Raw genomic sequence first — 20,304 nt, 5'->3', positions numbered from 1 at the left:
GCCCGCTCAGAACGAGCCGGGGGGCGGCAGCTCGCCTCTTTTCTCGGGCTTGCGCAGCTGCGTGAGCTTCCAGCGCGTGGCGCCGACCAGCCTGCCGATCGGCGCCTTGATCGCATCGACCCGCGGCGACTCTCCGGGATAGCTCGGCGACAGCCCACACTTGCGCAGCAGGCGGTTGACCTGGTGCAGGCGCGCCGTCCGGCGCGTGACCGAGGTATAGAAGTTGACGCCGACCGAAACCGCAACGCCCTCCCCGGCCTCGGCCCAGCCGGGATCGGTGCGCGTCATGTGTGGCGACGTGCTCGGGAAGTAGACGCCGTCGCCCGGCCGGGTCTCGAACTCGTGGCTGCGCTCGGTGAAGCCGTCCTTCAGGCGAACGTCCCGCGCCACGTGGGCGACGATGTAGTCCTCCACCGTCTTGGCCGGCACCACCACGCGGTCGGTGCGGTCCCAGACGTTCATCACCTTGCGTCCCCGCAGCATCAGCCAGAAATTGTTCTCGCGGTCGATGTGGAAGGGCACCACCGAAGGCGGCGCCGAGATGAAGATGAAGCCGGTCACCAGGAACATGCCGGGCTGCTCCCGGTCGATGACCGATTGCACATTGCCCAGGATGTTCTCGAGCAGGGCCTTGTAGCGCGGAATCACCTCGACGTTGTAGAGCGCGATCCAGGAGCCCGGCTCCTCGATGCGCCGGAAAACCTCGGCGATGCTGCGCCCCTCAGGATGCTCCGGCGCATGCGCGAAGGCCGAAGATTGCTTGATGCCCGGCCTGATGAAGCGGCACTGCTTCAGCGGCATCAGTTCCTCGGCCAGCGCCTCGAGTTCGGGCAGTTGGAACAGCGGATGGTGGTGGTAGGTGTGATGCAGCCTGCCCACCTTGCTGGTGGTGAAGCCGGCCGGATCGTCCACCCACAGGCGGCAATCGGTCGTCAGGTTGGCCATCTTGTCGATGTCGCTTGCGCCCATGGGGAAACCTCCGGATCGAGACGCAAGCAGGATACGTCCTGTAACTAAAACCTACTAGTTTCTGTTTGGACTACGCCAAAAGGCAGATATCCGCACGCCAGTCGCTTGACCCTCCCATCATGGTAAGGTTGACACTTCCTTTCATCCCGCGAAGGCGGCTTGTGAAGGACAGGATTTCCGAATGAACACCACCCTGGCGATGCCGGCCGCCGCGACCGGCCTGCAGGCATGGTCGCTGCCGATCGAGGGCATGAGCTGCGCATCCTGCGTGGCACGGGTCGAGAAGGCGCTGGGCGCCGTGACCGGCGTCACCGAGGCCAGCGTCAACCTGGCGACCGAGGAGGCGAGCGTGCACACCGACGGCTCGGTGGCGCTCGCCAGCCTGCGTGCCGCCATCGAGAAAGCCGGCTACGGCGTCGGACAGGCGCATCTCGAGGGCGAAGCGCCGACATCCGACGATGGCGGGGACGCGGCCGCGCCGCCGCGCCGCAGCAACGAAGGCTGGCGAGTCGCCACCGCGGCGATCCTGTCGACGCCGCTGGTGCTGCCGATGGCCGGGCTGCTCTTCGGCGGCGACTGGATGCTGCCCGCCTGGATGCAGCTGGTGCTCGCGACACCGGTCCAGTTCTGGCTCGGCGCCCGCTTCTACCGCGCCGGCTGGAAGGCGCTGAAGGCCGGCGCCGGCAACATGGACTTGCTGGTGGCCCTCGGCACCAGCGCCGCCTACGGGCTCAGCATGTACCTGCTCTTCGCCCATGCCGGCCATGGCATGCCGCCGCACCTGTACTTCGAGGCCTCGGCGGTGGTCGTCACCCTGGTCCTGCTCGGCAAGTGGCTCGAGACGCGGGCCAAGCACCAGACCACCGAGGCGATCCGCGCGCTGCACGCGCTGCGCCCCGAGCACGCCCGCGTGCGCCGCGGCGGCGTCGAGCAGGACGTCGCGCTGGCGCAAGTGCGCATCGACGACCTGGTCGTCATCCGGCCGGGCGAGCGCGTGCCGGTCGACGCCCGCGTGGTCGAAGGCCGGAGCGACGTCGACGAATCGCTGATCACCGGCGAAGGGCTGCCGGTCGCCAAGCAGGTGGACGACCGCGTGACCGGCGGCTCGGTCAACGGCGAAGGTCTGCTGCTGGTGCGAACCACCGCGATCGGCGCCGAGACGACGCTGTCGCGGATCGTCCGGCTGGTCGAGTCGGCGCAGGCGAAGAAGGCGCCGATCCAGCGCCTGGTTGACCGCGTGAGCAGCGTCTTCGTGCCGGTGGTGATCGGCATCGCGCTGCTGACCTTCCTGGCCTGGGGCCTCGGCACCGGCGCGTGGGAAAGCGCCATCCTCAACGCGGTGGCGGTGCTGGTCATCGCCTGTCCTTGCGCGCTCGGGCTGGCGACGCCGACCGCGATCATGGCCGGCACCGGCGTCGCCGCCCGCCATGGCGTGCTGATCAAGGACGCCGAGGCGCTGGAAGTGGCGCACGGGGTCGGCATCGTCGCCTTCGACAAGACCGGCACACTGACCGAGGGCCGGCCCGAGCTCGTGGCCTGCGAGGCGGTCGACGGCAATCGCGATGGCCTGCTGCGGGCCAGCGCGGCTCTGCAGTCGGGCAGCGAGCATCCGCTCGCCCGCGCGGTGCTGGCGGCAGCCCGCGAGGCCGGCATCGAACCAGGGCGCGCGAACGCGGTGCGCGCAGTGGCCGGGCGCGGTGTCTCGGCCGAGGTCGGCGGGCGCGAACTGCGGCTGGGCAGCGGCCGCTACATGCGCGAACTCTCGGTGCCACTGGGCAGGCTCGGCGAGCGGGCGCAGCAGTTGCAGACCGAAGGCCGGACCGTGTCCTGGCTGGCCGACCTGAGCGACCGCCCCACCCTGGTCGGCCTGCTGGCTTTCGGCGACCAGCCCAAGGCCAGCGCCGCGGCCGCCATCGCGCGGCTGCATGCGCAAGGCATCCGCACCGCGCTGGTGTCGGGCGACAACCGCGGCAGCGCCGAGGCGGTGGCCCGGCTGCTGAAGATCGACACGGTGCGCGCCGAGGTGCTGCCGGAGGACAAGGCCGCCATCATCGGACAGCTGAAGGCCGACGGCACGCGCGTCGCCATGGTGGGCGACGGCATCAACGACGCGCCGGCACTGGCCGCGGCCGACGTCGGCATCGCGATGTCGACCGGCACCGATGTCGCGATGCACGCCGCCGGCATCACGCTGATGCGCGGCGACCCGGCGCTGGTCGCCGATGCGATCGACATCTCGCGCCGCACCTACGCCAAGATCCGCCAGAACCTGTTCTGGGCCTTCGCCTACAACGTGGTCGGCATTCCGTTGGCGGCCTTCGGGCTGCTGAACCCGGTCATCGCCGGCGCCGCGATGGCCTTCAGCAGCGTCAGCGTGGTCGGCAATGCGCTGCTGCTGCGGCGCTGGAAAGGACAGGTCCGGTAGCCATGGGACCCTTCAACATCGGCGAGGCGGCGGCCCGCTCGGGGGTGTCGGCCAAGATGGTGCGGCACTACGAGTCGCTCGGCCTGCTGCCCGACGTGGCCCGCACCGACGCAGGCTACCGGCAGTACACCGACAGCAACGTGCACACGCTGCGCTTCATCCGGCGGGCGCGCGACCTGGGCTTCAGCATGGGCGAGATCGCCGAGCTGCTGAAGCTGTGGCAGAACAAGGGCCGCGCCAGCGCCGACGTCAAGCGCATCGCTCTCGACCATGCGGCCGACCTGCACCGGCGGATCGAGGAGATGACGGCGATGAAGCGGACGCTGGAGCGCCTTGCGGACTGCTGCCACGGCGACCATCGGCCCGACTGCCCGATCCTCGACGAACTGGGCGCTAGCGGTTCTCGTAGCGATTGAGGTCGAGCACGCCCGCCTGCAGCGGCTGGTCGCGCCGGTAGCGCTCGACCAGCCCATCGCTGACGGTCCAGAAGCCGGGGTTGGTGCGCCGCACCGCGAAGCGCTCGGCGAAGGCCGCATAGTCCGCCTCGGACTTCAGGCCGCGGATCGCCTCGGCCATGGCCGGCAGCTGCGCCGGGCTGGCGCGCAGGAACACGTTCGGATAGGCGCCGATCACGCCGGGCACCAGCGTCAATGCGTTCTCGTCGGGACGAAGCTCCTTGCGCTCGCCGAGCAGGTGCGACACGCTTGCATGCCCGGTGTCGCGCAGCAGGCTGAAGGTGGCCGGCGCGCCGCCGGGCGCCTCGACCACCAGTGCGGCGTCCTCCGGCAGCCATTGCAGCGACGCGCCGCGTACCGCGCCGAGTTCCTGCAGCGGCGCCCGCCAGTCCGGCGGCGCGCGGTCGAGCTCGAAGCCCCGGTCCAGCACCGGCGCCAGCCGCGCCTTGATCATGCCGAGCAGTTCGAGCCGGGCATCGGCGCTCTGGTAGCGGATGCCGGTGTCGAGCGCCAGCGTGGTCGACGGCCCGCCATAGACCTGCTCGCGCGTGGCCTCGCTGTCGGCGCGGTACCAGAGGTCGCGGGTCGCGATGCGCTGTGCCTGCGGCAGCAGGACCAGGAAATTGAACTCGCCCTCCATCCGCAGGAAATCCATGTAGAGACGCGAGTTGAGCTGGTGCCCGACGTTGCCGAAGACGTCGTAGTCGGCGACCAGCAGGTAGTGGATGCGTTCGAGCAGCGGATAGCCGATGACCCAGGCGGTCTTCGGCGCCTCGCCGACCAGCCCCTTGACCACGCTGGCGCTGTCGAAGTGCCGGAACACGGTGAGCGCGGCGTTGTCGTTGCGGCCATCGCCATCCCACAGCAGGCGCAGGTCGAGGTTCTGCGGGCTGCCCAGGCTGCGGGCCAGGAACGCCGACTTGGCGCGCAGGTACTCGTTCTCGAGCCGCGCATAGTGCAGCCACGGCGTGACCACCTCTTCGGTGCTGCGGCCGGTCGGCAGCCGCAGCAGGTTGGCGTCGCGCGCGAGCAGGTCCGCCTGTGCCTTGTCGTTGCCCTCCGAGGGCGCGAGGAAGGTCACCCAGAAGCGATCCTCGATCACATCGAGCGCCATCTGGCCGCGGCACACCGGACCCTTGATGAACCCCATGATCGTGAACTCCGCCTCGTCGAGCATGAAGCGGTAGCGCGCGGTCACCGGCAACGCGGCGAAGGTCGCAAAGGGATTGGCCGCGGTGTCGGCGCTGTAGCCCGGCAGCCGATCGACCGTGTAGGGCACGTCGAGGAACAGCGAGCGCCAGCGGGCCATGCGCGCCGCCCCGAGCGCGTAGGGCATGTGGGTCTTGGCGACGATGGTCTCGCGCTCGGGCACGAGGCGGTAGTAGACGCGCTCGACGCCCGGGTCGTCGACCGGGCGTCGGGTCGCGATCAGCTGCACCGGCGCGCCCGGCGGCGTCGCCGATCGCACCAGCTTGAAGTACTGCCGCTGCGGATCGTCGTCGAAGTACAGGTGGGCGAGAAACAGGTGCTCGTAGGCGTAGCGGCTGAACAGCCGCTCCTTCAGCGAATCGCCGTTCAGGAAGCGCTCCCACATCGCGATCCGCTGCCGAGCCGGCGGCGGCAGCGCCGGCGCGCCCTCGAAGGGTGCGCCGCGCTCGATCCAGCGGGTCAGCACGCCCAGCTCGGACGGGCTCAGCCCCGGCAGGCCGAAGGGCATGCCGCCGAGCGGCGTCTTGCGCTCGTAGTCGTCGATCTCGGCGCCCGCCGGGCACGTCGCGGCGCGGTCGATCGAGAAATCGAGCCCGCCACCCACCGTGCCGCGGGTCGGCAGCGGGTGTTTTTCCTTCAGCATCAGGAGGCGGTGCATCAGGCCCGCCGTGCGATTGACCTCGGGCGTGGGCGTGTGCTCGTTGAGCACCGGGAAAAAGCCCAGGTCGCGCCACTCGGAGGGCTGCTGCGCATCGACGAAGAGCCGCGTCGGCTGCGCCGCCAGCAGGCGCGAGGCGTCGTACACCGGGGTCTTGCTGGCACCGCGCGCCAGCCCCTCCCAAGCTGTCGCCTTGAGCTGGCAGGGGCCGTCGTAGCAGGCATGGCAGACCACGCAGCGGCGGTCGAGGATCGGCTGCACGGTCTGCGCATACGACTCGCCGGGCGGCGGGGCCATGGGGTGGTCGAAGCGTTTCGGGTCGGCCGGCCCGTAGAGTTCGTCGAAGCGCTGGAGGGCGACGGTCGTGCAGGCGGCGAGCAGGACGACCAGCAGGATCAGGGACGCGACACGACGCATGCGTTGGCCTTCGGCTTCGATGGTGGATCACGCAATGTACCCGCCGACCTGCCTGCGTGGGCCGCAATGGCTAGGGTTCGCGGGCCTCGATCCAGCGCCGCCACTGGGCCGCGGCGGCGCTGCGCGCGGCGGCGTCGGGGTCGTTCGGGTCGAAGGCGCCAAGCGAGCGCCAGAGCGGGCCCCATTCGTCGACGCCGGGCAGCATGGGGACCACCGCCTGCAGCACCGCGAAGGCGCGCTGGCGGGTCAGCGGCGCAGGCGCATCCAGCAGCGGGGCGATCACCGGCAGCGCATCGGCGCCGCGCGCCATCAGCACGTAGGTGGCGAGCGTGTGCGGGGCCCGCAGTTGGTCGGGATGGTCGTCGAAGGTCCGGGCGAGCGCGTCGAGCGAATCGGGCGTGCCGATCGCGGCCAGCGCCTGGGCGGCGCGACCGCGCACCAGCGGATCGCTGTCGGCGAGCGCAGCGCGCAGGGCGTCGGCGGCCCGCGGGTCGGCGATCTCGGCGAGGCCCTGCGCCGCCTTTTCGCGCACCCGGGCATCGCCGCTTCCAAGCGCGTCGAGCAGCACCGCCGTCGACGCCCGGCCGGCGACCACCAGCGTGGCGAGCGCACGCGCGCGATCGGTCGGGTCGGGCGCATCGAGCCCCCCGAGATCGCCTGCCGCCGCGCTCATGGCCTGTTCGACGGCGCGCGGGGCGCCGCACAGTGGTCCCATCCGTGTCTCATCGACTGGCCTCCTTCGAACGGCATCATCCGCCTGACGGCGCGCCGCAACAACGGTGCGCCGTCGAATTTTCCCGCGCATCGCCGGTGTCCGCGCCCGGAGGTAAATTGCGCTGTTCGCGCAAATCCTTGCGCACGCAACCTGAAAGGCAGACCCGGATGACCCGACCCCACCCGATCGCGGCCTGGACCGCCGGCGCCCTCCTTTCGCTGGCGGCGAGCCTGCATGCCGAACCCGCGCACTGGCGCGGCGACCTGGTCTACTTCGCGGATGCCGCCCTGTTCACCGATTGCGCCAGCGGCCAGCGCTGGCCGCTGGCGATGACGGCGGACGCGGCCGCCCTGCAGCGCAGCTATCTCGCATGGCGCAAGGAGCCCCCGGCCCCGCTGCTGGTCAATTTCGACGGCCGGCTCGAAGTGCGCGAAGCCATGGAAGGACCGGCGCGCGAGCAGATGGTGGTCGAGCGCTTCCGCTCGGTCGAGCCTGGCTACACCTGCGCCAAGCTGGCGGCGGCGCCGACCCAGTGAGCCGCCGCGCCACCCTGTCATTGTTTCTATCGAGCGAACACTGCTGTTCTCTTTGTGCCGTTTCAGCGCCGGTTGCCGGTCGCACAATCGATGCCTACAGAGGCAGCAATGAACACGACATGGAACTTCATCTTGGCCGGGGCAGTGACCCTGGCATCGGCGGCAGGCATCGTCAGCGGTGAGGCCGCCAAAGGCGAGCTTCGCCTGGTCGAGGCCGTGACCGCCGTGGCGGACGCCGCGGCACCCACCACGCCGACCGGCGGCACGACCTCGGTCGCCTCCGCGCAATAGGCAGCGGCCGACAGGGCGCCGATCGGCCCCTACTCGACCCTGCCGATCCGCTGGACGACCTTGGCCATCGACTGCGCGTCCCGGGTCACGAAGGGCTCGAATTCGGGCGCATCGAGGTACTGAAAGTAGGTCCCGGCGGCTTGCAGCGACTGCGCCGCACGCGCATCGCCGGCGGCGAACTTCGCCGCTTCCCGCAGCCTGGCCACCACGGCATCCGGCGTCGACGCGGGAACGAACACACCGGTCCATTGCGAGTAGCTCACCGGAACCCCCAGTTCCTTGAGGCTGGGCACGTCGGGCAGTGTCGGGATGCGCCCTTCGCCCCACTGCGCCAACGGACGGAGCTTGCCAGCCTGGATGTGGGCCGCCACCGTCGATGGCCCTGTCGCCACCGCATCCACCTGCCCGCCGAGCAGCGCCACCACCGCGGGACCGGCGCCGGTGTAGGGGATGTGCAGCATGGAGGTCTGGGTCGCGGCCTTCATCTGCTCGACCGGCACATGCATGGTGCCGTAGTTCCCGGACGAACCGAAGGTGTAGCGGCCCGGTTTCTGCCGCAGTGCCGCCGTGAATTGCTTGAAGTCCTTCCAGGGGCTGTCGGCCTGGACCACCAGCACCACCGGGTCCGCGGTGAAGCGCGCCACCGGCCGCAACTGCGACAGCTCGAACATCGGCCGCCGCTGGAGGATGGCGTCGGCCTCGGGCAGCACCACGATCGAGGACAGGGCCATCAGCACGGTGTAGCCGTCGGGCCTGGCCTTGGCGACCTGCGCCATGCCGATGCCGCCGCCCGCGCCGGCCTTGTTCTCGATCACGATCGGCTGCTTCAGGTAGCGCCCCATGGCTTCCGCCACCGGCCGCGCCGCGATGTCGGCGGCGCCACCAGGCGGAAAGGGCACGATCATCGTGATCGGTTTGGCGGGATAGGCTTCCTCGGCGCCGGCCGGCGCGGCCGCCAGCAGTGCTGCCGCCGCCAGGGCGAGCAGCCCCCAGGGCTTCTTGGAATCGGTCATCGGTTGTCTCCGTTGTTCTTGGAATCCGCCACTCAGAGGGTGCGCACGCGGTTGTTCAACTCACCCAGTCCGCTGACCGCCACCCGCACCAGGTCGCCGTCCTGCAGGAACTTGGGCGGCGTCTGGCCGATGCCCACCCCGACCGGCGTGCCGGTGGCGATGATGTCGCCCGGCAGCAGCGTCATCGCCCTCGACAAGGTCGCGATCAAGGTCGGGACGTCGAAGATCAGGTCGGTCAGCACGCCGGTCTGGCGCAGTTCGCCGTTCACCCAGGTGCGGACTTCGAGCGATTCGACCGGCGATTCGTCCGCGGTCGAGATCCATGGCCCCAGGGGGCAGAAGGTGTCGAGCGACTTGCCCAGGAACCATTGCGCATGGTTCTTCTGCAGGTCGCGCGCCGTCACGTCGTTGAGGGCGATCAAGCCGAAGACCTTGCCGAGCGCATCGGCCGGGGCGACGTTGCGGCACTCGGCGCCGATCACGACACCGATCTCGCCCTCGTAGTCGACCGACGCCGTGTGGGCCGGATCGAAGCGGATGTCGTCGGTCGGGCCGGCCAGCGAGGTGGTCGCCTTGGTGAAGATCTGCGGGAACGCCGGCACGGCGGCGGCGCCGCTGCTGGTGGCGTTGAAGCCGCTCTTGTCGAACTCCGCCGCATGCTCGGTGTAGTTCTTGCCGACCGCGAAGATGTTGCGCACCGGCACCGAGATCGGCGCCAGAAAGCCGACTTCCGAGAACGAGGCCTCGCCCTCCTTGAGCGCGTCGAGTTCGCTCGCCGTGATGCGGCGCTCGATCACGGCCTGGACCGGATTCGGGTGGTTCGACAAGCTGCCGCCGATGAACGCGACCCTGCTGCTCGCCTCGTCGACCACCACCATCCGCACCCGACCCTGATGGGAAACACGTCCGATTTTCATGACACTCCAATTGGTTGAGTGAGCCGACCCAATTCGGCTCGATTGGTTGATTCTAGAACCAAATTGGTCTTGGATTTTGCCGAACTTTATTGACAAGGCACTCGAATAATTGGGCTTAATTGGTATGATGCGCCGATTCAAGGGAACGACGATGGACCACGCGGCGGTATTGAGGGACGCAATCCTGGGCAAGCTCAAGTCCGGCGAATGGCGCCAGGGGCACCGGATCGACACCGAGCGCCAGCTCAGCGAATCATTCGGGATCGGCCGCTCGACCGTGCGCCGCGTGCTGGCGCAGCTCAAGGCGGCGGGGCTCATCACCCAGACTGTCGGCAGCGGCACCTACGTCAGCGAAGACTTCGCGCCGGACAGCCTGGGCCACGGTTCCCCCCTTGAAGCGGCCGCGGCGCTGGCGAACGGTTCGGGCTCGGTCAGCCCCGCGGAACTCATGGAGGCCCGGCTCGCCATCGAGCCGAGCATCGTCGAGATGATCATCCGCAACGCATCCCAGAGCGACTTCGCGAAGATGGCGCATTGCTGCGACATGGCGGAGGCCGCGGACAGCATGGAAGCGTTCGAGCTCTGGGACGGTCAACTGCACGAAACCATCGCGCTGGCCGCCCACAACTCGCTCGTCACCCACATCTTCCAGCTGATCAACCAGGCGCGCGCCCAGGACGACTGGGGTGCGCTCAAACGCCACAGCCTGACGCCGGAGCGGCGCCGCTCCTACCAGATCGAACACCGCCGGCTGGTCGGTGCGCTGACCGACCGCGACCTGGCGCGGGCCGTGGCCTGCACCCGGGATCACCTGCTGCACGTGCGCCGCAACCTGCTGGGTTCGTAGCGCCCGAGCGCAGGATCACAGCCGATTGCTACCACCGGCAGCCTGACCTTCCCAACAATGGCGTCTCCAGAATCCCTGATGGAGACAAACGATGACGCGCAAGATCCTCATGCTCTGCGGCGACTACGCCGAGGACTACGAGACCATGGTGCCGTTCCAGGCGCTGCAGGCGGTGGGCCACACGGTGCACGCCGTCGCTCCCGACAAGAAGGCCGGCGACTGGGTCCACACCGCGATCCACGACTTCGAGGGCGCCCAGACCTACAGCGAGAAGCCGGGCCACCGCTTCACGCTCAATGCGAATTTCTCGGACGTCCGGCCCGAGGCCTACGACGCCCTGGTGATCCCCGGCGGCCGCGCCCCCGAATACCTGCGCTTGAACGCCCGCGTGGTCGAGATCGCTCGGCACTTCCTGGCCGCCGACAAGCCAGTGGCTTCGGTCTGCCACGGCGCCCAGCTGCTGGCGGTCACCGGACTGCTGAAGGGCCGCAAGGTCTCGGCCTACCCGGCCTGCCAGCCCGAGGTCGAACTCGCCGGGGCGGAGTACATGAACATCCCGGTCGACCAGGCCGTGACCGATCGCAACCTGGTCAGCGCGCCCGCCTGGCCCGCGCATCCGGCCTGGATCGCCCAGTTCCTTCGGGTGCTCGGCACCCGCATCGAGGGCTGAGGGCACTACAGTCCCATCCGATACGCGTTCCCCACCACCAGGAGATGGCCATGTGCGAAGTGTTCATCAGCGCCGACCCGCAAAGCTACGACAGCCGCACCCGCTCGATCCGCCTGCATGGCGTGGTCACCAGCATCCGGCTCGAGAACCTGTTCTGGCAGGTGCTCGAGGAGATCGCCGGGCGCGACGGCATGGGGGTGGTGCAGCTGATCGAGAAGCTCTACGACGAGTTGGTCGCCGCGCGCGGCGAGGTCGGCAATTTCGCGTCCTTCCTGCGGGTCTGCGCGCTTCGCTACGAAGCGCTGCTGGCCCAGGGCCGGATCCCGGCCGACACCGGGGTGGCGATCGCCTCGCTGGATGCGCGGGCGGTGCTGCATGCGCTGCCGCGCGGCTGGGGCCGGCCGGCCCGGGTCGGGGCCGTGATCTGACCCGCGCCCGGCGTCCCCCTAGTTGACCACCACCGACAGCGTGGTTCCGGCCGGCACGCGCACCGTCTCGGTGTAGGTGCCCTTGACGTTGGGGCGCGCCACCGGAAAGCTGCCCGTCTTGCGCAGCCAGTCCGGCACCGCCTGCGGCAGGGCCCGCTTGTCGCGGCCGAGGCTCGACGGGTCGATCGCCGGCAGGCTGAAGCCGCCTTCGCTGCGCGCCGGCATGCTGTACTCGGCCAGGCCCGCGCCGAGCGGAATGACACCGGCCGCGGTGGCCGAGAACCGGCGCAGTTCCTGCCCCGTGCCGGAGGCCGGGCGCGTCGACTTGATGGCCGCCTCGAGGATGGCGGTCGAGTCCTCGATGCCCGTGCTGTTGAGCAGCGACTTGTAGAAGTCGAGGCCCAGCTGGCGATTCAGGAAACCGCCGAACGACCCGTTCAGCGCATAGCTCTCGCAGTTGGCGCCCATCGGCGTCCACTCGGACAGCATGCAGTTGTAGCTGCCGGCGCCGTTGTAAGCCAGGTAGTACGGAAAGCGCGAGTCGCGAATCGCGTTGTGGCTGGGGTCGATATTGAAGCTGGCCCAGTCCTCCATCATCAGCGCCGACATTTCTTCCAGCCAGGTGGCGAAGGCGTATTTCGAACCCATCTTCACGCTGCGGCGATAGAAGTTCTGCATGTGCATGCCCTCGTGTGCCATGGTCGTCGCGATCTGCTTCACGCCGGCTTCACCATCGAGATAGAGCGACTCGGTATCGAGGTAGAGGCTCAGCGATTCATTGCTCCAGGCCCGGTCGCCGGCGTCCTTCTTGAAGTTGTTCATGCCCCAGAAATAGCCGATCGTGCCGTAGGGCTTGCCGTTGCCGTCGAAGTTGACCAGGAAGATGTCCACCGGCTGGCCGCTGCCCGCGATCAGCTCGCCATAGGGATGCTCCCCCCACAGCGGACCACCGGTGCGCACCAGCAGGTCGTAGATGCCGCCCGGCGCGGCGAACTTGTCTTCCATGCGCTGGGCCAGCTCGGCCGTGATGCGCGACGGGCTCAGTTCGCTGACTTCGACCCAGAGGTTGACCATGGTGCCGTCGCTCGCGCTGCGCTGGGTCACCAGCTTCACGGTTCGCTGCGAATGGTCGTACAGGTAGATCTGGCGCTGGTCGGCGACGGCATAAGGCGGGGAAGCCGCCACCGACTTCGACAGCGCCATCGCGTCCTTCGACGGCGCACCGAGCAGTTTGTCGAAGCCGGTCCGATTGAACTCGCCGATCGCCATGTTCTGCGCTTCGGCGCCATCGTCAGCCTGCACGACCGCCTTGCTGGCCACGATGCTGCGCTCGCTGTTCGATCGCACCACAAGGCCGCCCATCGACTGGTCGGCCGCACTCTCGTTGGTCAGCACCAGCGTCACGGTCTGGCCGTCCAGGCCCGAAATCGACACCGGGACGTCCACCGAGACCTGCGACTTGTTGACGCCTTGCCAGATGCTGGTCCCCGAACCTGAAAAGGTGGCGACCTCCACTTGGCTGCAGGAACTGCAGGAGGTCGAAACCGGTGCGCCATCCGCGGGCTTCGCGGGCGGCGCGGCCGCGACCGGCAGCGCGATGCCGCCACCGCCCCCGCCTCCGCCACCACCACCGCAAGCGGACAGGGACATGGCGACCGCCAGCATGGCGGCCGCACTCCACGGCGATTCCGCCCGTGATCTGCAGCGCATCTTCTACTCCTCGTTGCACGGTTCTGCGAGGAGGAACGCTTCGACCCCGCACAGCCCGAGGACCGGACGCCACGTCGGCGCTCGATATCTCGGGTTGCAACTGGATATCGACCGTCGAACGGAAAACTACAGTGAGGCGAAATGCTTACTTTCGCCCGCGATGTCTCATTGCAGCGCGCCCCAACGCGCCACCGCGGGCTCTGCGGCCGCCCATTTCCAGCCATGGTCGCCGCGGCAGACGGTGGTGACGAAGCGCGGCGACGCCGCCCCGGCGGCCTGGGCAGCGGCGTCTTCGACGGAGAACACGGCCTCCTTGCAGTCCGCCAGCGGCGTGGCGAACGCGCGCACCACCTGCACCTCGCCCTGGCCGTCGCCGTAGGGCACGGCGTGACGAATTTCCCAGGGTGCGCGCTGCCCGACTGCCATGCCGCCGACCAGGTCCGCAATGCGCGCCTGCTCCTGCTGGCTCCAGCGGCGCAGCACGAGCTTGATGCTGGCATCGACGCCCGCCTGCACGCCGATGCCGACAGCCACGCCCACGGCCGGACTCGCGGATGCCGAGCCGGAAGCCACGCCGGCGACGGCACCCGTGATGCCGGCGACCGAACTGCAGGCCGAGAGGACGACTGCGCATCCGAGCGCAACGACCACGCAGGCGGCGGTCCCCAGGCAAGCGTGCCTCATTGCAACGAGCCCCACCGCTCGGTCGCGGGCTCGGCCTGGGCCCACGCCCATCGGCTCCCGTTGCGGCAGATCGAGGCCACGTAGAACTCGCTCGCAGGCGATGCTCCGGTGCCGCTTTGTTCCACCGAGACGACGATCTCCTTGCAGTCGAGTTCGCCGGTGCTGATGACGCGGCTGACCACGACGCGACCGGCCTCCTCGCTTTCGAGCGGCAGGGACAGCGTCGTCTTCCATGGCTTGACCTGTCCGACCTTGAGCGGCCCGGCAACCTGGGCGATCTGCGCTTGCGCCTCGCCGTGAATCTTGCGCTGGTAGTACTGCACCCCGGAGCGCACCGCCGCCTGCACGCCGATGCCGATGCCGGTCGCCACGCCGGGGTTGTCGGTGACTGCATTGGCCAGCGCGCCGCTGGCGATGCCGGCGCCGGCGGAGGCGCTTTCGGTCAGGAGGGATCCACAACCGCTGGTGGACAGCGCGGCGGCGGCCAGCAGACAGCCGACCGCCCTTCTCTTCATCGTCTTCATCATGGGCCGACGAGTCTAGGAAGACCCGGTGCCGATGTCTGCTGGAAGCGTCCGCGTTGAGGATGCGAATGAACTCGTTCTCGCCCTGACGGGCTGCCCCTTTCGGGTCAGATCTTCATGAACGCCGAGATCCGCTGGCCGACGATCTGGGCGCGGCTGCGCGTGGCGGCAACCCGCCGGTGGTGTGCCAACGATTCGAGCGCCTGGGCCACGGTGTCCGCCCGACCCTCGTCCTGGCCTGACCGGCTGCGCCAGTTCTTGGCGACCTCGCTCAACTCCTCGGCGCTCAAGGGCTCCGGCGGGTCTTCCACCGTTCGCGCGGGACGCGGCGCGGGCGTCCCCCGGGTGGCCCGAAGAATGCCCAGCAGTCCCTTGGAGGACCATTGCAGTTGGGAGGAGCGGGTGGAGTGCATGTAAGGCATTATGACTACTAACACTTTTGGTTACAAGCCCCCCTGCATGAAAACCATGCGCCTTCACCTCATTCCCCCTGGAAATGCGCCCTTTTTCCGCTGTCAGCGTGGCTTCGCAGCGTCCGCGGGAGCGGCCGCGCCCTTGCTCGGCAGCCGCCAGAGCCAGGCCGCGACCGCTGCGCAACACACCGCCGGCACCCAGCACCAGGCCGGCGGCAACTGGAAACCGGCCACCACGGAGCCGACGGCCATCATCACCGTGGCCAGTTGCTTGGCACGCAGCGGCACCGCGCGATTCGCGCGCCAGTCCTCGATCCACGGCCCGAAGCGCGGATGCCCGAGCAGCCAGCGCTCGCAGCGCGCACTGCCGCGCGAAAAGCAGAAGGCCGCGAGCAGCACGAAGGGAACGGTCGGCAGCAACGGCAGGAAGATGCCGACGAAACCGGCCCCCAGGCTCAGCCAGCCGGCGGCCAGCCACAAAAGCTTCAGCAGCCGTCCGGGCTCGCGCGGGGAGCGGCCCTGCGGCCTGTCCCCGCTGTCCAGCCTGCCCTCTTTCATCGGATCGCCTCCGGCCATTGATCGAAGCCCGAGGTTAACCCGAAGCCGACTCTGCTATAATCCGCCTTTCCCCGAAATGCCCTGGCCTCTTTCGGTTGCCTGCGCAGGCAAGCCGCATCTCACGCCGGCGCGTCGAAGCCACCACGACGAGAAAAACTACAGGTGACTTCCGCAAGTGAACATTTGCCGTAACGTGGGCCGCGTAAGTGCCCACGGCCACATTCCTGAAAGCCCGCCTCGAGCGGGCTTTTTTCATGGCGCGATCGGGTGAATAAGACTTGCTGATGAATCAAGGGCGAAAGATTGATTTTTCTTTCGCCCTTGCTTTGACTGTAATCAGGGCAATCCCACCCTATCGCAGAACAGAGCATGACCAAGAACATCGAGGCGCAAGTACTGATCGTCGGAGGCGGGCCGGTCGGCTTGACGCTGGCCACCGACCTGGCGCAGCGAGGCATTTCCGTCATCGTCGCCGAAACACGTCACCGCGGCGAGCCGCCGAGCGTCAAGTGCAACCACGTCTCGTCGCGCACCATGGAAATCTTCCGCCGGCTGGGCCTGTCGAAGGCCATGCGCGAATCGGGCCTGCCGGCCGATCATGCCAACGACGTGTCGTACCGCACGACGTTCACGGGCGAAGAACTCTCCCGCATCCACATCCCTTCGCGCGCAAGCCGCTACACCGACAAGAGCGGCCCGGACGGCTGGTGGCCCACCGCGGAACCACCGCACCGCATCAACCAGATCTACCTGGAGCCGGTGCTGTTCGCCCACGCCGAGGCCACCCAGGGCGTGACGATCCTCAGCCGCACGCGCATCGACGAGTTCACGCAGGACGAGCACGGCGTGAACGCCAAGGGCGTCGACCTCGAGTCCGGGCAAGAAGTGCGGGTCTTCAGCCAATACATGATCGGCTGCGACGGCGGCCGCTCCGCCGTCCGCAAGGCGATCGGCGCCAAGCTCTCCGGCACCGATGTCGTGGGCCGTGTGCAGTCGACCTACTTCCGCGCGCCCGATCTGCTGTCGCGCACCGGAAACACCCCGGCCTGGGCCACCTTCTCGCTCAATCCGCGCCGCAGCGGCAATGTCTACGCGATCGACGGCCGCGAGACCTTCCTGCTGCACAACTACCTGCGCTCCGACGAAGTGGAGTTCGACTCCGTCGACCGCGACTGGGCGATCCGCACCATCCTCGGTGTCGGCGACGACTTCAACTACGAGATCCTCTCCAAGGAAGACTGGATCGGCCGCCGCCTGGTCGCCGACAAGTTCCGCGATCGCCGCGTCTTCATCTGTGGGGACGCATCGCACCTGTGGGTGCCGATGGCGGGCTACGGCATGAATGCCGGCATCGCCGACGCGATGAACCTGTCGTGGCAATTGGCTGCGCGCCTGAACGGATGGGCCGCAGAAGGCGTGCTCGCCGCCTACGAAGCCGAGCGCCAGCCGATCACCGAGCAGGTCTCCAAGTTCGCGATGAATCACGCCATCGCACTCCAGAAGGAGCGTGAAGGCGTGCCGGCCGGCATAGAGGCACCCGGCCCCGCCGGCGAGGAAGCCCGCAGGGTCGCCGGACAGGCGCTGTACGACCTCAACGTCAAGCAGTATTGCTGCGCCGGCCTGAACTTCGGCTACTACTACGACGCGTCGCCGCTGATCGCCTACGACGGCGAGGCTGCACCCTCGTATGCGATGGACCGGTTCACGCCATCCACCGCGCCGGGATGCCGCACGCCGCACTTCTGGCTGGCCGACGGTCGATCGCTCTACGACGCCATGGGACCGGAATACACGCTGCTGCGCTTCGACCCGACGGCCGACGCCGGTCCGCTTCGAGAAGCCGCTGCCCGCAGGGGCCTGCCGCTGACCGTGCTCGATGCGCAGAGCGACGAGGTGCCCGACGCCTATCGCCACGCGCTCGTGCTTTCGCGGCCGGACCAGCATGTCGCATGGCGCGGCGACCGCAGCCCGGATGATGCCCTCGCCCTTGTCGATCGCGTGCGCGGCTGCTTTACCGATCCGAATCACCACGAATGATCACGATGCCATCAGAAGCCAAGATCCGCAGAGACCTCGCCGCCTGCTACCGGTTGTTCGACTGGCTCGGCTGGACGGAATTGATCTTCAACCACATCACGGTCCGGGTGCCCACGCCAGAGGCGGGGAAGCCCGAGTACCTCATCAATCCATTCGGCCTGCACTACGCCGAAGTCACGCCCGACAACCTCGTGCGCATCGATGTCGATGGTGCGCCCCGCGCCGGGAGCACCGGACAGGTGAACCGCGCGGGCTTCGTCATCCACAGCGCGATCCATTCCGCGCGCGACGATGCGCACTGCATCATGCATGTCCACACGACGGCGGGCTGCGCGGTAGCCTCCAAGGAATCGGGACTGCGCCACGACAACTTCTACAGCGCCATGCTGTACGACGACGTGGCCTATCACGACTACGAGGGCGTGACGACCAATCTCGACGAGCAGCCGCGCCTCGTGAAGTCGCTGGGCAAGCGCAACCACCTGATCCTGCGCAACCACGGTCTGCTGGTGGTCGGCCCCGACATCCCCACCACCTTCAACCGCCTGTGGGTCCTGCAGCGTGCCTGCGAGATCCAACTCGCGTCGGATGCCGCGAGTGGACCGAACCGGTCGATCCCCGAGTCCATCCTGCGCACCGTGCCCGAGACGCGCGTCGCCGGCAAGGGCGAAGTCCACCGCGTCATCTTCGACACGATGCTCAGGCGCGCCGGCATCTCGTTCTGACCGATCCCGACATCCGATCACCAAAAGGAATCGCGATTCGGGATATCGGTTTGGAGATTGCGCCGGTTGCCGACAGCATCTCGAAGGTCCAACTCATTGAAAGTCGTCATGCCCAACTCTGCTCGGCGCGCTCTGCTTGCCTGTGGTCTCTCCCTCGTCGCCTTGGCCGGCGTGTCGCATGCCCAGGCGCTTTCTCCGACGATCAAGCTCGTCGTTCCGTACCCGCCGGGCGGAAGCGCCGACACGCTGGCGCGTCTCATCGCGCAGCCGCTGCAGGAGCAACTGAAGGCCACGGTGGTCGTCGACAACAGGCCGGGCGCCGGCGGCCGGATCGCGGCGTCGCAGCTCAAGCGATCGCCCGCGGACGGCAGCGTGATCCTCATCGCACCCAATGCCCTGACCACCATCCAGTCGCTCGTGTACGAGGGGCAGCTCGACTACAAGGTGATGGAAGACTTCATCCCCTTGTCGCGCCTGTCGAGCTTTCCGATGGGCCTGGCGGTGCCTGCCACGAGCCCGTTCAAGACAGCACCCCAGCTCGTCGCGGCGATGAAGGGCTCGAAGGACGCGAACTACGGGACCTCGGGCGCCGGCGGTCTCGCGCACTTCGCCGGGCTGGAATTCGGCAAGACGACGGGCATCGAGTGGACGCACATTGCCTACAAGGGCGGCGCACCCCTGGTCACCGATCTGATCGGCGGCCATCTGCCGGTGGCGATCGACGCACTCGTCGACCAGATCGAGCAACAGCGCGGCGGCAAGATCCGCGTGCTCGGCATCTTCAGCGACAAGCGCTACTCGCTGGCACCGGATATTCCGACGCTTGCCGAGCAAGGCATCAAGATGGCCCCGGTCGAAGGCTGGTTCGGTGCCTTCCTGCCCGCGAAGACGCCCGCGCCGGTGGTCGCCCGGATCGACCAGGCGATGGCGAAGGCGATCGCCAACCCGGAGGTGAAGGAAAAGCTCAACGAGCTGGTGCTCCAGACCGCCTACCTCGACTCGGCGGACTTCACCCGGCTGCAGGCCGCCGAGCTTCAGCAGTGGGCGCCTGTGGTGAGGGATTCCGGCTTCAAGCCCGACTGACGCCGTCCCGTTCGAGGACCCCTGTCAGGCGAGCGTAGGAACGCAGCATCGCGACCAGCTGGGCCGCCTCCGGGCTGAGCCGGCGGGTCGCCTTCGACACGATGCCGATCTGGTAGACGAGCATCGACTGCTCGCGCACCGGGATCTCGATCAGACTGCCCGCAGTGAGCGGATGCCGCAGCAACTGCGCGGGCAGCCGCGCGACGCAGTCCGACTCGAGCAGCATCGAAATGGCACCGAACACGGAATCGGAAACGGCGGCAAATCGGGGCCGACCCAGACGATGCTGCAGGAAGAGTTCCTGGATGCTCTCGTCCTGATGCCCGGGGCGCGCAGGATCGCCAACCACGATCCAGTGCGAATCCACCAGTTCGCTCACGCTCGTGGCGTCCCGGAGGGGATGCCCGCGGCGCGCCATAATGGCTGCGGCGGTCGCGTAGAGCGGCTGTACCTGCAGGTCGTCCGAGACCACGTCCTGCGGGAGCCTCATCACCGCGAAATCCAGCCGGTTGTCGAGCACGGCCGCAACGAGCTCGCTCGAAGAGCGCTGCGTCAGGTGGATGGTCGTCTTCGGAAATGCATTGCGGAAGTCCTTCAACACCGAAGGCACGAGCCTGAGCGAAGGCTCGACCGAAGCGCCGACCTTGACCTGCTTGGGCACCGGCCGCCTGTCGCGGTTGAGCCACGCCTCCGCCCGGTCCGCCTCCTGGAGGACGGCACGCGCGTAGGAGACGAACTCCTCGCCCGCGGCGCTCAGCGCGACGCCTTGCGAGGTGCGCTCGATCAGGACGATGTCGTGCTCCTCTTCCAGTTTCGCGACGCTCTTCGTGAGGCCGGCCTGCGAGACGTCCAGGGCACGCGCTGCGGCCCGGTAGCCGCCGTGGGACACCACGGCCAGAAGATCGCGAAGTTGCTGCAGTCGCATGGCATTAGGGTAGGTCGTGGATCCTGATCGCCAAAGGCGATCGCGAAGCGCGAGGTGCGCTAGCCAATGTATATCGATCTGAAAGACCATTGGAC

The 20,304-nt window shown here is 68.3% G+C and carries 21 protein-coding genes; 10 read left to right on the top strand and 11 right to left on the bottom strand.

Annotation, left to right across the window (positions count from 1 at the left end; all coding sequences use genetic code 11):
- Window positions 1–6: 6 nt before the first annotated feature.
- Entirely contained in the window at window positions 7–969 is a 963-nt protein-coding gene (locus QTI17_RS25435) for a cupin domain-containing protein (protein WP_286536449.1), read from the bottom strand.
- 181 nt (window positions 970–1,150) lie between these two features.
- Here QTI17_RS25435 and QTI17_RS25430 point away from each other — a divergent pair, with 181 nt between their 5' ends.
- Together QTI17_RS25430 and cueR are read left to right on the top strand one after the other, a co-directional pair.
- On the top strand, window positions 1,151–3,394 hold the full coding sequence (locus QTI17_RS25430; protein ID WP_286536448.1) for a heavy metal translocating P-type ATPase: 2,244 nt from the start codon (window positions 1,151–1,153) through the stop codon (window positions 3,392–3,394).
- 2 nt (window positions 3,395–3,396) lie between these two features.
- On the top strand, window positions 3,397–3,810 hold the full coding sequence (gene cueR / locus QTI17_RS25425; protein WP_286536447.1) for a Cu(I)-responsive transcriptional regulator: 414 nt from the start codon (window positions 3,397–3,399) through the stop codon (window positions 3,808–3,810).
- Here cueR and QTI17_RS25420 read toward each other — a convergent pair.
- Both QTI17_RS25420 and QTI17_RS25415 read right to left on the bottom strand, forming a co-directional pair.
- Window positions 3,788–6,133, bottom strand: a complete 2,346-nt coding sequence (locus QTI17_RS25420) for a fatty acid cis/trans isomerase (protein WP_286536446.1) — start codon at window positions 6,131–6,133, stop codon at window positions 3,788–3,790. The two genes, cueR and QTI17_RS25420, sit on opposite strands and share 23 nt — an antisense overlap.
- Window positions 6,134–6,203: 70 nt before the next feature.
- Window positions 6,204–6,848, bottom strand: a complete 645-nt coding sequence (locus QTI17_RS25415; RefSeq protein WP_286536445.1) for a HEAT repeat domain-containing protein — start codon at window positions 6,846–6,848, stop codon at window positions 6,204–6,206.
- 167 nt (window positions 6,849–7,015) lie between these two features.
- Between QTI17_RS25415 and QTI17_RS25410 the strand changes: the two genes are divergently transcribed.
- On the top strand, window positions 7,016–7,384 hold the full coding sequence (locus QTI17_RS25410) for a hypothetical protein (RefSeq protein ID WP_286536444.1): 369 nt from the start codon (window positions 7,016–7,018) through the stop codon (window positions 7,382–7,384).
- A gap of 108 nt (window positions 7,385–7,492) precedes the next feature.
- Window positions 7,493–7,675, top strand: a complete 183-nt coding sequence (locus QTI17_RS25405) for a hypothetical protein (protein ID WP_286536443.1) — start codon at window positions 7,493–7,495, stop codon at window positions 7,673–7,675.
- A 29-nt stretch (window positions 7,676–7,704) separates the two neighbouring features.
- Here QTI17_RS25405 and QTI17_RS25400 read toward each other — a convergent pair whose 3' ends face one another.
- Both QTI17_RS25400 and QTI17_RS25395 read right to left on the bottom strand, forming a co-directional pair.
- Window positions 7,705–8,688 carry a tripartite tricarboxylate transporter substrate binding protein gene (locus QTI17_RS25400; protein WP_286536441.1) on the bottom strand — a complete coding sequence of 328 codons (984 nt, stop codon included), beginning with the start codon at window positions 8,686–8,688 and terminating at the stop codon, window positions 7,705–7,707.
- Between the two features lie 32 nt (window positions 8,689–8,720).
- The gene (locus QTI17_RS25395) at window positions 8,721–9,605 is read right to left on the bottom strand and encodes a fumarylacetoacetate hydrolase family protein (protein ID WP_286536440.1); all 885 of its coding nucleotides are present in this window, start codon (window positions 9,603–9,605) and stop codon (window positions 8,721–8,723) included.
- Window positions 9,606–9,756: 151 nt separating this feature from the next.
- Between QTI17_RS25395 and QTI17_RS25390 the strand changes: the two genes are divergently transcribed.
- The 3 genes from QTI17_RS25390 (at window position 9,757) to QTI17_RS25380 (ending at window position 11,550) form a co-directional block, all read left to right on the top strand.
- Window positions 9,757–10,452 (top strand): FadR/GntR family transcriptional regulator, encoded by a 696-nt coding sequence (locus QTI17_RS25390; RefSeq protein ID WP_286536439.1) that lies wholly within the window; start codon window positions 9,757–9,759, stop codon window positions 10,450–10,452.
- Window positions 10,453–10,543: 91 nt separating this feature from the next.
- Entirely contained in the window at window positions 10,544–11,122 is a 579-nt protein-coding gene (locus tag QTI17_RS25385; protein WP_286536438.1) for a DJ-1/PfpI family protein, read from the top strand.
- A 50-nt stretch (window positions 11,123–11,172) separates the two neighbouring features.
- Complete coding sequence (locus QTI17_RS25380) at window positions 11,173–11,550, top strand: ribbon-helix-helix domain-containing protein (RefSeq protein WP_286536437.1); 378 nt, start codon at window positions 11,173–11,175, stop codon at window positions 11,548–11,550.
- An 18-nt stretch (window positions 11,551–11,568) separates the two neighbouring features.
- Here the strand turns inward: QTI17_RS25380 and QTI17_RS25375 are convergent, their stop codons facing one another.
- The 5 genes from QTI17_RS25375 to QTI17_RS25355 form a co-directional block, all read right to left on the bottom strand.
- On the bottom strand, window positions 11,569–13,200 hold the full coding sequence (locus QTI17_RS25375; RefSeq protein ID WP_286536436.1) for a M30 family zinc metallopeptidase: 1,632 nt from the start codon (window positions 13,198–13,200) through the stop codon (window positions 11,569–11,571).
- Window positions 13,201–13,425: 225 nt separating this feature from the next.
- Window positions 13,426–13,944: a hypothetical protein gene (locus tag QTI17_RS25370; RefSeq protein WP_286536435.1), complete on the bottom strand. Its 519-nt coding sequence runs from the start codon at window positions 13,942–13,944 to the stop codon at window positions 13,426–13,428.
- A complete protein-coding gene (locus QTI17_RS25365) occupies window positions 13,941–14,471 on the bottom strand; it encodes a hypothetical protein (protein WP_503011104.1) in 531 nt (176 codons plus the stop codon). The genes QTI17_RS25370 and QTI17_RS25365 overlap by 4 nt, the downstream gene beginning before the upstream one ends.
- A 104-nt stretch (window positions 14,472–14,575) precedes the next feature.
- The gene (locus QTI17_RS25360) at window positions 14,576–14,881 is read right to left on the bottom strand and encodes a hypothetical protein (RefSeq protein WP_286536433.1); all 306 of its coding nucleotides are present in this window, start codon (window positions 14,879–14,881) and stop codon (window positions 14,576–14,578) included.
- Window positions 14,882–14,983: 102 nt separating this feature from the next.
- Window positions 14,984–15,439, bottom strand: a complete 456-nt coding sequence (locus QTI17_RS25355; protein ID WP_286536432.1) for a YbaN family protein — start codon at window positions 15,437–15,439, stop codon at window positions 14,984–14,986.
- 369 nt (window positions 15,440–15,808) lie between these two features.
- Here QTI17_RS25355 and QTI17_RS25350 point away from each other — a divergent pair, with 369 nt between their 5' ends.
- The 3 genes from QTI17_RS25350 (at window position 15,809) to QTI17_RS25340 (ending at window position 19,284) form a co-directional block, all read left to right on the top strand.
- Entirely contained in the window at window positions 15,809–17,476 is a 1,668-nt protein-coding gene (locus QTI17_RS25350) for an FAD-dependent oxidoreductase (protein ID WP_286536431.1), read from the top strand.
- A gap of 5 nt (window positions 17,477–17,481) precedes the next feature.
- On the top strand, window positions 17,482–18,201 hold the full coding sequence (locus QTI17_RS25345; protein ID WP_286536430.1) for a class II aldolase/adducin family protein: 720 nt from the start codon (window positions 17,482–17,484) through the stop codon (window positions 18,199–18,201).
- 108 nt (window positions 18,202–18,309) lie between these two features.
- On the top strand, window positions 18,310–19,284 hold the full coding sequence (locus QTI17_RS25340; RefSeq protein ID WP_286536428.1) for a Bug family tripartite tricarboxylate transporter substrate binding protein: 975 nt from the start codon (window positions 18,310–18,312) through the stop codon (window positions 19,282–19,284).
- Here QTI17_RS25340 and QTI17_RS25335 read toward each other — a convergent pair.
- On the bottom strand, window positions 19,271–20,209 hold the full coding sequence (locus QTI17_RS25335) for a LysR family transcriptional regulator (protein ID WP_286536427.1): 939 nt from the start codon (window positions 20,207–20,209) through the stop codon (window positions 19,271–19,273). The genes QTI17_RS25340 and QTI17_RS25335 overlap by 14 nt on opposite strands.
- Between the last annotated feature and the right edge of the window lie 95 nt (window positions 20,210–20,304).

Origin of the sequence: Variovorax sp. J31P179 (assembly GCF_030316985.1) — a bacterium.
Taxonomy (GTDB): Bacteria; Pseudomonadota; Gammaproteobacteria; order Burkholderiales; family Burkholderiaceae_C; genus Variovorax; species Variovorax ginsengisoli_B.
The sequence above is the reverse complement of the archived record's forward strand: the minus strand, read 5'-3'. Positions and strand labels throughout refer to the sequence as shown.

What these genes read in the sequence shown, in the direction of transcription:
- QTI17_RS25340 (WP_286536428.1), top strand. Translation starts at nt 18,310, where the DNA reads ATGCCCAACTCTGCTCGGCGCGCTCTGCTTGCCTGTGGTCTCTCCCTC.
- QTI17_RS25405 (WP_286536443.1), top strand. Translation starts at nt 7,493, where the DNA reads ATGAACACGACATGGAACTTCATCTTGGCCGGGGCAGTGACCCTGGCA.
- QTI17_RS25435 (WP_286536449.1), bottom strand. Translation starts at nt 969, where the DNA reads ATGGGCGCAAGCGACATCGACAAGATGGCCAACCTGACGACCGATTGC.
- QTI17_RS25345 (WP_286536430.1), top strand. Translation starts at nt 17,482, where the DNA reads ATGCCATCAGAAGCCAAGATCCGCAGAGACCTCGCCGCCTGCTACCGG.
- QTI17_RS25415 (WP_286536445.1), bottom strand. Translation starts at nt 6,848, where the DNA reads ATGGGACCACTGTGCGGCGCCCCGCGCGCCGTCGAACAGGCCATGAGC.
- QTI17_RS25370 (WP_286536435.1), bottom strand. Translation starts at nt 13,944, where the DNA reads ATGAGGCACGCTTGCCTGGGGACCGCCGCCTGCGTGGTCGTTGCGCTC.
- QTI17_RS25350 (WP_286536431.1), top strand. Translation starts at nt 15,809, where the DNA reads ATGACCAAGAACATCGAGGCGCAAGTACTGATCGTCGGAGGCGGGCCG.
- QTI17_RS25420 (WP_286536446.1), bottom strand. Translation starts at nt 6,133, where the DNA reads ATGCGTCGTGTCGCGTCCCTGATCCTGCTGGTCGTCCTGCTCGCCGCC.
- QTI17_RS25410 (WP_286536444.1), top strand. Translation starts at nt 7,016, where the DNA reads ATGACCCGACCCCACCCGATCGCGGCCTGGACCGCCGGCGCCCTCCTT.
- QTI17_RS25375 (WP_286536436.1), bottom strand. Translation starts at nt 13,200, where the DNA reads ATGTCCCTGTCCGCTTGCGGTGGTGGTGGCGGAGGCGGGGGCGGTGGC.
- QTI17_RS25385 (WP_286536438.1), top strand. Translation starts at nt 10,544, where the DNA reads ATGACGCGCAAGATCCTCATGCTCTGCGGCGACTACGCCGAGGACTAC.
- QTI17_RS25360 (WP_286536433.1), bottom strand. Translation starts at nt 14,881, where the DNA reads ATGCACTCCACCCGCTCCTCCCAACTGCAATGGTCCTCCAAGGGACTG.
- QTI17_RS25355 (WP_286536432.1), bottom strand. Translation starts at nt 15,439, where the DNA reads ATGAAAGAGGGCAGGCTGGACAGCGGGGACAGGCCGCAGGGCCGCTCC.
- QTI17_RS25365 (WP_503011104.1), bottom strand. Translation starts at nt 14,471, where the DNA reads ATGATGAAGACGATGAAGAGAAGGGCGGTCGGCTGTCTGCTGGCCGCC.
- QTI17_RS25335 (WP_286536427.1), bottom strand. Translation starts at nt 20,209, where the DNA reads ATGCGACTGCAGCAACTTCGCGATCTTCTGGCCGTGGTGTCCCACGGC.
- QTI17_RS25400 (WP_286536441.1), bottom strand. Translation starts at nt 8,688, where the DNA reads ATGACCGATTCCAAGAAGCCCTGGGGGCTGCTCGCCCTGGCGGCGGCA.
- QTI17_RS25430 (WP_286536448.1), top strand. Translation starts at nt 1,151, where the DNA reads ATGAACACCACCCTGGCGATGCCGGCCGCCGCGACCGGCCTGCAGGCA.
- QTI17_RS25390 (WP_286536439.1), top strand. Translation starts at nt 9,757, where the DNA reads ATGGACCACGCGGCGGTATTGAGGGACGCAATCCTGGGCAAGCTCAAG.
- QTI17_RS25380 (WP_286536437.1), top strand. Translation starts at nt 11,173, where the DNA reads ATGTGCGAAGTGTTCATCAGCGCCGACCCGCAAAGCTACGACAGCCGC.
- QTI17_RS25395 (WP_286536440.1), bottom strand. Translation starts at nt 9,605, where the DNA reads ATGAAAATCGGACGTGTTTCCCATCAGGGTCGGGTGCGGATGGTGGTG.
- cueR (WP_286536447.1), top strand. Translation starts at nt 3,397, where the DNA reads ATGGGACCCTTCAACATCGGCGAGGCGGCGGCCCGCTCGGGGGTGTCG.